The following is a 10,658-nucleotide window of genomic DNA, read 5'->3' on the forward strand; positions in this document are numbered from 1 at the left end:
GACCTTCCCCATCTGCGGGGCACTGGGTTATATCTTCGCCAGGCTGCTGCAGCCGCTATTTGGCTAGGAAAGTTCTATCTGCCGCGGGTTTATACGGCATTTCTCGGCAGTGATAATGGCCTCTATTCTGGATACGGCGGCATCAATCTCGCCTTCACGGTTCACCACTACATAGTCGAACAGGTGCAACTGTTTCATCTCTTCTTCGGCGGTCCTGAGACGCACCGCCAGCTGGTCGGTTGACTCTGTAAGCCGCTGCCCTAACCGGTTACTGAGCTCCTCAATCGATGGCGCGGTAAGAAAGATAAACACAGCCCGGGGAGCAATTCGCCTGATTGTCGCCGCACCCTGTACGTCTATCTTAATAATTACGTCTTCTCCCCGGTCCAGGGCTTCCTTAACCGCCGCCCGGGGAACCCCGTACCAGTTGCCGTAGACATTGGCGGATTCCAGCATCGCATTGCCATCCAGCATTTCCCGGAACTTTGCTTCGGAAACGAAGTGGTAATCGACCCCGCCTTTCTCGTTGGGGCGTTGTGTACGCGTTGTCAGGGTAGTGATATAGCCGAGGGGATAGCCTGACTCCCTCAGCCTGGTCAGTACCGCATCTTTACCCACCCCGGAAGGACCGGAGAGCACTATCAGGAGGGGGCTCAGCGGTCGGCCAGCAGTAGACTCGCTCCTGTCAGACTCTCCATTCATATCTTAACCCTCGTCTTCGTCTGTGGCCTCCTCGGCCTGCGAAGCCTTGGGCTGGCTTGCCATTATCCTGCCTGCAATCGTCTCCGGTGCAAGGGCCGCCAGGATAATATGCCCGCTGTCTGCGATGAGAACGGCCTTGGTTCTTCTACCGTTAGTCATGTCAATCAGCGTCCCCTTGCTCCGCCCCTCCTGTATCATCCGCTTGGTGGGCGCCGAGTTTGGCGAAGCTATAGCAACAACACGGTTCATCACCAGTATGTTGTTGAACCCAATATGGACGAGTTCAATGCTCATTACTATCACCTCAGAAGGCTTTGGTTTTCCCTTAATCCAATAACGGTGCCGACCCACAAGGTGGTGAGCCGCACACGTAATCTACTATATCAAAGAAACGCCTGGCGCTGGTAATATTATTGGAACGCGGGCAGAGTCCTCCACATATTAAACCTTTTAGTATTATCTAGGCAATAGCAAAAAGGCTTGAACATCAGAAATTTTCATGTTAAACTACTGCTGACCTGAAAAATTCCAAGGAGGTTTGCTGAAGTCAAGTATGCGTGAACGATTGCAGCCAATCCTCGAACCATACCGGGGACACCGCGAGTCCTTAATCCCCGTCCTACAGAAGACACAGGCAGAACTGGGCTATCTCCCTGAAGAAGCTATTTCAGAGATAGCCCGATTCTTGGGCATGTCCATCAGCGAGATATACGGGGTTGCCAGTTTCTACTCCCAGTTCCGTTTCGAACGACAGGGTGAGCACGCCGTGCGGGTGTGCCAGGGTACCGCCTGCCACGTTCGGGGAGGACGACGCATCATGGAGGCCGTCATGCAAGAGCTCGGGATAAAACCCGGAGGGACTACCGAGGATTATCGTTATAGTCTGGAGAAGGTAGCCTGCTTCGGGTCCTGTGCACTTGCCCCGGTCATGGTGATGGATGACACGGTATACGGAAGATTGACCACGGTCAAAGCCCGGCAGATACTGGCAGAACAATAAACGGCCTGACAACATGGCCGCAGCTATCCATTCGTATGGAGAAGCGGTGAGAGTATGACTTTTAACGAGTTGCGCCAGCAGGCGATAGCAGAGTGGAAAACACTACAGGAAAGTGATAAACCCCGAATCCTGGTCGGCATGGCTACCTGTGGACGCGCCGCCGGGGCCGGGGATACTATCAATACCATTAAGGAAGAACTGGCCCGGCGGCAAATAGATGCTACGCTAATCGAGGTCGGTTGCTTCGGTTTCTGCTACGCAGAACCACTGGTAGACATTATCAAGCCGGGTAAGCCCCGCATCTGTTATGGTAATGTCACCCCGGAAGTTGCCCTCCAACTTATCGAAGACTACCTCGTCAACGACAATCCACGCCCGGACCTGGCAATGGGTACTCTGGGCGAAGAGACGATTGAGGGTATCCCCAGGCTCATTGACCTTCCCATTCTCAAGCCGCAGGTACGCATATCGCTACGTAATTGCGGGTACATTGACCCCGATGACATCAAACAATACGTAGCCAACAATGGCTACAGCGGACTGGAGAAGGCACTGTCGATGACCCCCAAAGAGGTCATCGACGAGATTATGAAGTCCGGACTAAAGGGAAGAGGAGGAGCTGGGGCCTCCACCGGTTTCAAATGGGAACGCCTCTGGGAAGCCCCAGGCGATGAGAAATACCTTATCTGCAACGCTGACGAAGGCGACCCCGGGGCTTTCATGGACCGGTCACTCCTGGAGAGTGACCCGCATGCCGTACTGGAAGGCATACTCATCGGTGCCTATGCTACGGGGGCGAAAAATGGCTTCATCTACTGTCGAGCCGAGTATCCCCTGGCAATCCACAGGCTTGAAACGGCGATGAAACAGATGGAGGAATGCGGCCTCCTGGGAGATAACATCCTCGGTACTGACTTCAGCTTCCACCTGGAGATTAAAGAGGGAGCCGGCGCGTTCGTCTGCGGTGAGGAAACTGCCCTGATGATGTCCATCGAGGGCAAGCGCGGGATGCCCCGACCCCGACCACCCTTCCCCGCCCAGTCAGGCCTGTGGGGCAAACCAAGTAACATCAACAACGTCGAGACCTGGGCGAACGTCTCTGCAATCCTCCAGCGGGACGCGGAATGGTACGCACAGTATGGCACGGAGTCCAGCAAAGGCACCAAGACCCTTTCCCTGGCAGGTAAAGTGGTTAACACCGGCCTTATCGAGGTACCGATGGGTATTACCCTGGGTGATATCATCTACGGTATTGGTGGCGGTATCGTCGACAACAAGCGCTTCAAAGCAGTCTTGACCGGAGGTCCGTCCGGAGGCTGTCTCCCGGCAAGTTCGCTCGATATTCCAGTTGACTACGAGGCGCTCACCAAGGCTGGTACAATAATGGGTTCCGGGGGAATGGTGGTTGCCGATGAAGACACCTGCATGGTGGATATGGCCAGGTTCTTCCTGTCATTCACCCAGGATGAGTCCTGCGGTAAATGTATACCCTGCCGTATCGGTACCAGGCAGATGCTGGATATCCTGGAACGAATATCCCGGGGTAAGGGGCAGCCAAGTGATATCGACCTTCTGGATAAGCTATCCCGGATTATCAAGTCCACCGCTTTGTGTGGCCTGGGACAGACTGCACCCAATCCGGTGCTGACGACGATTCGCTATTTCCGTGAGGAATACGAGGACCACATCAATAAAAAACGATGTGAAGCCGGCGTTTGCCGGACACTGGTCAAGGCCCCGTGTGAGAACGCCTGTCCTGCGGGGATAGACGTACCGCGCTACATCAGGGCTATCAGCGAGGGCAAACCAGAGGTAGCCACGGCTGTTATACGGGAAAGAGTGCCATTCCCGGCGGTGCTTGGCTACGTCTGTGTACATTTCTGTGAGTCCAAGTGTCGCCGCGCCCAGCTTGATGACGCGATTGCGATAAGGCTATTAAAACGCTATGCTGCCGAACGGGACGACGGCGCATGGAAGAAGAATATCAAGAAAGCACCACCCACCGGGAAGAAAGTGGCGGTCATTGGCTCCGGTCCGGCCGGGCTGACGGCCGCTTACTACCTGGTAAAGCAGGGCCACGCCGCTACCGTATTCGAAGCGGCACCAAAACCGGGCGGTCTGCTGCGATACGGCATCCCCGAATACCGGCTACCCAACGAGATTGTGGATAAAGAGATAAGCGATATCGAAGAGGTCGGCGTTGAGATAAAGACCAATAGCCCGGTCGAGAGCCTGAAGACTGTCTTTAACCAGGGCTACGACGCTATTTTCCTGGCCACCGGGGCCAGCAGCAGCCGGAAGATGGGTATCCCCAACGAAGACGCCCAGGGAGTGATGCATGCCCTTAACTTCCTCGAGAAGATAAACGCCGGAGAGAAGGTTGATATCGGCAAGCGTGTGGCCGTTATCGGTGGTGGTAATGCCGCAATCGATGCCGCCAGGGTAGCCCTGCGCCTTGAGGCTGAGGAAGTTAACATCATCTACCGTCGTTCCCGTGACGAGCTACCGGCTCTGGCCGATGAAGTTGAGGAAGCCGAGCAGGAAGGAATCAAGCTCAATGTCCTGGCAACACCAAGCAGGGTAATCACTGAGAACGGCCGAATGACCGGCCTGGAATGTATCCGCATGGAACTCGGCTCACCGGATGCCTCGGGACGCCGGCGCCCGATACCAATAGAAGGCTCCGAGTTTACCGTAGATGTTGATAACGTTATTATCGCGGTTGGGCAAGAGGTAAATCGGTCAGACCTGCCGACTGAGCTTGAGTTTACCAGTTTCGGAACGCTGTCGGTAGACCAGGAAACCCTGCAGACTAATATAAACGGTGTTTTCGCCGGGGGTGATGTCGTTTCCGGTCCTGCCGATGTCATTTCCGCTATTACCACCGGCAGGGAAGCAGCCTGCTCGATTGACCGTTTTCTCGGTGGTGATGGCGATATCGATGAGGTGCTGGCACCGCCCGAAGGTGTACCGGAACCGTTTAATGTTGAGCAAGCCGAAGGTGAAAAACACCGCATCACGATGAAGATGCTGGGATTTGAGAAAAGGCATAAATGCTTTGCTCTGGTAGAGCTTGGTTATGAGAACGGAGAAGCGGTTGAGGAAGCAGACCGCTGCCTGAGGTGTGACCTGGAGGAAGTGGACTGAGCGTGCCGCTAGTAACTTCAGTTCGTTATTCGATAGCAAAGGAAGTCAACTGCAATGGGTGATATCACGCTAACAATTGACGGAATCGAAACCAGTGTAAGCCAGGGTATGACTGTACTGGAGGCAGCCCAGCAAGCCAGTATTTACATACCGACGCTATGCTACCATCCGGACCTGGCCCCTTACGGCGCCTGCCGCCTGTGTATTGTCGAGATTGAGAAAATGCGAGGCCTACCCACAGCCTGCACCACCCCGGCCACGAACGGTATGGTGGTACAGACAAACACCCCGCAGATTCAGGAGTTCCGGCGGGGTGTTCTGGAACTACTACTATCCGAGCACCCTCACCCCTGCCTCACCTGCTGGCGCCGGGATAAGTGCGGGCCATTTGACATCTGCCTGCGTAACGTAGACGTGACACAACGCTGTGTCCTCTGCCCTAATAATGAGAACTGCGAGCTGCAGGAAGTGGTTGACTACATAGGTATTGAGACCGTGGACCTCCCCTATACTTCCCGAGGGCTTCCCATCGACCGCGAGAACCCGTTCTTCGAGCGGGACTACAATCTGTGTGTCCTTTGCGGACGTTGCGTCCGGGTATGCCAGGAGGTGCGGGGTGTCGGTGCAATAGCCTTTACCTCCCGGGGTAGTGAGACCCTGCCCGGTACCGCATTCGGGCGGCTGCTGCGGGATTCCGACTGCAAATACTGTGGCGCCTGCGTTGACGTCTGCCCCACCGGGGCGCTGATCGAGCGCAACCGTAAGTGGGAAGGCGCACCGGACAGCAAGGTGGCAACCACCTGTCCCTACTGCGGTGTCGGGTGTCAGCTTGAGTTGGGACTCAAGGGCGACAGGATAATAGATGTCACCCCACTGCGGGAGAATGATGTTAACCGTGGACAGGCCTGCGTTAAGGGTCGCTTCAGCATTCCTGAGGTCGTCCATCATCCGGACCGGTTGACAACCCCTCTGGTAAAGAAGGATGGCGCCTTCCAGGAAGCCACCTGGGATGAGGCCCTGGAACTGGTGTCCAGCAAGCTTTCCGGCTTCAAGAAAGAAGAAGTGGCCGTGATGTCCTCGGCCAAGTGCACCAACGAAGACAACTATGTTGTCCAGAAGTTCACCCGGACGGCATTCGGCCATAACAACGTGGACCATTGTGCACGTCTCTGACATAGCCCCACCGTGGCCGGTCTGGTCACGACGTTCGGCAGCGGAGCCATGACCAACTCCATCCGCGAAATAGGTAACGCAGGCTGTATCCTGGCAATCGGTACCAACACCACCGAAGCCCACCCGGTAATCGGGCTGGAGATAAAAAAGGCCGTCCGTCGCGGGGGCAAGCTGATAGTTGCCAACACCCGTGAGATTGAGCTTGTGTCCGTAGCCGATATCTGGTTACGGCACCGGCCAGGAACAGATGTAGCCCTTCTCATGGGGATGGCACGGGTGATAGTGGACGAAGGTCTGCATGATGCCGCCTTCATCGAGGAACGTTGCGAGAACTTTGATGACTTCAAAGAAGCCCTCAAGAAATACAACCTTGATTTTGTAGCCAAAACCACCGGCATACCTGCCGGGAAAATAGTCGAAGCGGCCCGTATGTATGCCCGGAACAGCCCGGCGGCTATCCTGTACGCGATGGGCATCACGCAGCACTCCCACGGCACGGACAACGTTATCGCAACTGCAAATCTGGCCATGCTCACCGGGAACGTGGGCAAACCGTCTTCCGGTGTCAACCCGCTTCGCGGCCAGAACAACGTCCAGGGTGCCTGCGACCTCGGGGCACTACCCAACGTGTACCCCGGTTATCAATCAGTCGCTGATGCGGCTATCAAGGAAAAGTTCGAGAAAGCCTGGGGCACTGAGCTAAGCGACAAGCCGGGACTCACCGTCATTGATATGTTCGCTGCCGCTGACAGGGGCGAGATAAAGGCGATATACGTCGTCGGTGAGAACCCACCGCTAAGCGAACCGGATGCAACCCATGCGATAGAGACACTTAAGAAGCTGGACTTCCTCGTGGTCCAGGATATCTTCATGTCCGAGACCGCTGAACTGGCGGACGTGGTACTGCCCGCAGCCAGTTTCGCCGAGAGGGACGGCACCTTCACCAACACCGAGCGAAGGGTACAGCGGGTCCGTAAGGCACTTGACCCGCCCGGGGATGCCATGTCGGACTGGTGGATTACGTGCCGGATTGCTCAGAAGATGGGCGTGAAGGGGTTCGACTTCGCAAGCTCCTCGGAGGTTTTCGACGAGATTGCCAGCCTGACGCCGAGCTATGGGGGCATCTCCTACGAGCGGCTCGAAAATGGCGGCCTGCAGTGGCCCTGCCCTGATTCAGAGCACCCGGGCACCCCCATCCTCCATACCGCACAGTTCGCCCGGGGCAAAGGTCACTTCGTCCCCCTGGAATACAGGGAATCGGCCGAGCTACCGGATGACGAATACCCGCTCCTGCTGACCACCGGTCGGAGCCTGTATCACTTCCATACCGGAACTATGACCCGGAAAGTGAAGGACCTCAATAACCTTCTCGGGGAAGGACTGATAGACATCAACCCGCTAGATGCTGAGAAGCTGGGTGTCTCCGATGGAGAACTCGTGAAGGTCACCTCAAGGCGGGGGAACATCACCGCACGGGCAAACGTGACCGAGGTTTCAGACGAAGGCGTGGTCTACATGAACTTCCACTTCGCGGAAAGCTCGGCGAATGTGCTCACCAATCCGGTTTTCGACCCGGTGGCCAAGATACCGGAATACAAGGTGTGCGCCGTAAAGGTCGAGAAGGACTCCCACTAGTTTAGTGTCTCGTATATATCTTTACATATGATGGATGTTGATGTCATTCCAGCGCAGGCTGGAATCCAGGGGGCAAACACGTATCCCGGATCGAGTCTAACAGGGTGATGAAAAAGGGGAGTCCAGAGGGGCTTCGCCCCTTCTTAGGGGCACTCCCTCTTCCGAGAGGGGCTCCGCCTCTTCTGAGAGGCGTCCCCTTCTGGCAGGGGTCTGGGGGTGTCCCCCAGATATAATCTTTCCCCCCTTCCTGGACAGGAAGGGGAAGGCGGCCCATCTGGGCCGCACGGGGATTGGTCGAAAGGGTTTTTCATAGGCTTGCTAGAATGACAGGGACTGTAAAGGCATTTGTAAGACACTACACTAGAAAGACCATAATATACATACTAGGCGCACCTGATCACCACCGGGTGCGCGTCTGTTTGGGAGACTGAAGTTGTACCAGATACTATCCAGGCAAAACCTGGCACCAAATATCCACCAGTTTGAAATCGCCGCGCCCAGGATAGCCAGGAAGGCCCGTCCGGGGCAGTTTGTCATCCTCATGGTTGACGAGAAGGGTGAGCGCATCCCGCTTACCATTGCCGGATGGGACCGGGAGAAGGGCAGCGTCACCATCGTCTTCAACGAGGTAGGCACCACCACACACAAACTGGCCGACTTGCAGGCCGGCGAAGCTGTCTTCAGCTTTGCTGGACCGCTGGGTTTACCTGCGGAGATAGACAATTTCGGCACCGTAATTACCGTAACCGTAGGCTACTCCGTGGCCACCATCGTGCCTGTGGTAAACGCCCTGAAGGAAGCCGGTAACAGGATTATCGACATTATGCGAGCGCCGACCAGCGATACCATTTTCGGTGAGGAACGCCTGGGGAGTATAACTGACCGGCTCGTGGTGGTTACCGGTGACGCTTCACTGGACGGTAGCGGTTTCGTACTAAAACCGCTCGAAGAAATCCTTAAAAGTGAGTCCGTAGACCGTGTTATTACCATCGGCCCGGTGTGTGTCATGAGATTAGTGGCAGCAACGACTCGCCCTTATGGGGTCAAGACTATTGCCAGTCTGAACCCGATAATGGTTGATGGTACCGGCATGTGCGGCTGCTGCCGCGTGACCGTGGGCGGCGAGACCAGGTTCGCCTGCGTGGACGGGCCGGAATTTGATGCGCACGAGGTGGACTGGCAATCACTCATGGCCCGCCGCTGCACCTACGCCAGCACCGAGCAGACGCTGGCCCGATACCGGTGCCTCGATTGCGCCCAGTGGTAGTCCGGGGAGAGGGTTTGAACCATGCCGAAACTGAATCTGAACCGCGTCGAGATGCCCCGGCAGGACCCGATAGAACGGGGTAAGAACTTCAACGAGGTAGCGCTGGGCTACTCCGAAGAACAGGCAATCGAAGAGGCCAGCCGCTGCATCCAGTGTCCCAAGCGTCCCTGCGTAGATGGCTGTCCGGTGAATGTTGATATCCCGGAATTCATCGCTGCCCTTCGTGAAGGTAACATGCCGGAGGCAGTAAGAGCACTCAAGGGCAAGAACAGCCTGCCCGGTATCTGCGGGCGGGTCTGCCCCCAGGAAACACAGTGTGAAGAGGTCTGCACCCTGAACAAGAAGGAGGCGCCGGTCGCCATCGGTCGCCTGGAGCGGTACGTAGCAGACTGGGAAAGAGACCATCCCGAAGCGGTTGAAGCACCGAATGAAGACCCCCCAAAGCCAACCGGCAAGCGAATCGCCGTGGTCGGTTCCGGACCGGCGGGGCTGACAGTAGCCGCCGACCTGGTCAAGATGGGACACAGCGTCACCATGTTTGAGGCACTGCACGTTGCCGGTGGTGTACTGATGTACGGTATTCCCGAGTTCCGGCTGCCCAAGGAAATAGTACAGGGTGAGGTCCATTTCGTTGAGTCTCTTGGAGCTGAACTCATTCTGGATTCTGTTATTGGCAAGATAGATACTGTAGATGAACTGCTAGGTAATGGTTACGACGCCGTCTTCCTCGGTACCGGGGCCGGACTACCCATGTTCATGAACATCCCCGGAGAGAACCTTTGCGGCGTTTACTCGTCCAACGAGTTCCTGACACGCACCAATCTGATGAAGGCCTATCTCTATCCGGAGTATGACACCCCACTGGAGATGGGGAAGAGGGTGGCCGTCATCGGTGGTGGTAATGTCGCTATGGACTCCGCCAGGTGCGCACTCAGGCTTGGTGCCAGGGAAGTCTACGTTATCTACCGTCGTTCTGAAGCGGAGATGCCTGCCCGCCGGGAGGAAGTTGAGAACGCCATGGAAGAGGGCATCATCTTCAAGTTCCTTACCAATCCCACCGGTTTTTTAAGTGATGGCAGGGGCTGGGTAACCGCGATGGAATGCATACGGATGGAGCTCGGCGAGCCTGACGACAGTGGGCGGCGTCGACCTGTCCCGATACCGGGAAGTGATTTCGTCATCAAGGTGGATACCGTAGTGGTAGCGCTTGGCACGACTCCCAATCCCCTGATTGCCTCCACTACTACCGGTCTGGAGACCACACGCTGGGGCACCGTGGTCGCCGATGAGAGTACCGGTAAGACGGTCAAGGACCGGGTCTGGGCTGGCGGCGATATCGTTACCGGTGCCGCCACCGTTATCAGTGCTATGGGTGCGGGCAAACGTGCTGCGGCCGATATCGACCGGTTCCTGAAGGAATAGCTTCCGGGAGCAGTATTTTATTACGTGTTGTGAGGACATGGCCGGAGAAAGTCATGTCCTCTTCATTTTAGCTCACCCCGAAAGCCAGTACATCAATCGATTGTACTCATCCGGTATATTAGTATCTAGTGTAGTGTCTCGTATATAGCTTTACGTATAATGGATGTTGATATCATTCCAGCGCAGGCTGGAATCCAGGGGGCAAACACGTATCCCGGATCGAGTCTAACAGGGTGATGAAAAAGGGGAGTCCAGAGGGGGCTTCGCCCCTTTTTAGGGGCGCTCCCTCTTCCGAGAGGGGCCGAAGCCCCC

At 56.1% G+C, this 10,658-nt stretch carries 7 protein-coding genes; 5 read left to right on the forward strand and 2 right to left on the reverse strand.

Features of this window, described 5'->3' with window-relative positions:
* Positions 1-63: 63 nt before the first annotated feature.
* Positions 64-702 carry a guanylate kinase gene (locus VMW13_06240; GenBank protein HUV44412.1) on the reverse strand — a complete coding sequence of 213 codons (639 nt, stop codon included), beginning with the start codon at positions 700-702 and terminating at the stop codon, positions 64-66.
* A 3-nt stretch (positions 703-705) separates the two neighbouring features.
* A complete protein-coding gene (locus VMW13_06245; protein HUV44413.1) occupies positions 706-996 on the reverse strand; it encodes a DUF370 domain-containing protein in 291 nt (96 codons plus the stop codon).
* A 244-nt stretch (positions 997-1,240) separates the two neighbouring features.
* On the opposite strand from VMW13_06245, the gene nuoE reads away from it, so the two are divergent.
* From nuoE to gltA, 5 genes are all read left to right on the forward strand, one after another.
* On the forward strand, positions 1,241-1,702 hold the full coding sequence (gene nuoE, locus VMW13_06250; GenBank protein ID HUV44414.1) for an NADH-quinone oxidoreductase subunit NuoE: 462 nt from the start codon (positions 1,241-1,243) through the stop codon (positions 1,700-1,702).
* A 54-nt stretch (positions 1,703-1,756) separates the two neighbouring features.
* Positions 1,757-4,849 (forward strand): NADH-ubiquinone oxidoreductase-F iron-sulfur binding region domain-containing protein, encoded by a 3,093-nt coding sequence (locus VMW13_06255; protein HUV44415.1) that lies wholly within the window; start codon positions 1,757-1,759, stop codon positions 4,847-4,849.
* A 54-nt stretch (positions 4,850-4,903) separates the two neighbouring features.
* A complete protein-coding gene (gene fdhF, locus VMW13_06260; GenBank protein HUV44416.1) occupies positions 4,904-7,657 on the forward strand; it encodes a formate dehydrogenase subunit alpha in 2,754 nt (917 codons plus the stop codon).
* Positions 7,658-8,090: 433 nt separating this feature from the next.
* The gene (locus VMW13_06265; GenBank protein ID HUV44417.1) at positions 8,091-8,924 is read left to right on the forward strand and encodes a sulfide/dihydroorotate dehydrogenase-like FAD/NAD-binding protein; all 834 of its coding nucleotides are present in this window, start codon (positions 8,091-8,093) and stop codon (positions 8,922-8,924) included.
* A gap of 21 nt (positions 8,925-8,945) precedes the next feature.
* Complete coding sequence (gltA, locus tag VMW13_06270) at positions 8,946-10,346, forward strand: NADPH-dependent glutamate synthase (GenBank protein HUV44418.1); 1,401 nt, start codon at positions 8,946-8,948, stop codon at positions 10,344-10,346.
* Positions 10,347-10,658 lie beyond the last annotated feature (312 nt).

It is taken from the genome of Dehalococcoidales bacterium, assembly GCA_035529395.1.
Taxonomy (GTDB): domain Bacteria; phylum Chloroflexota; class Dehalococcoidia; order Dehalococcoidales; family Fen-1064; genus DUES01.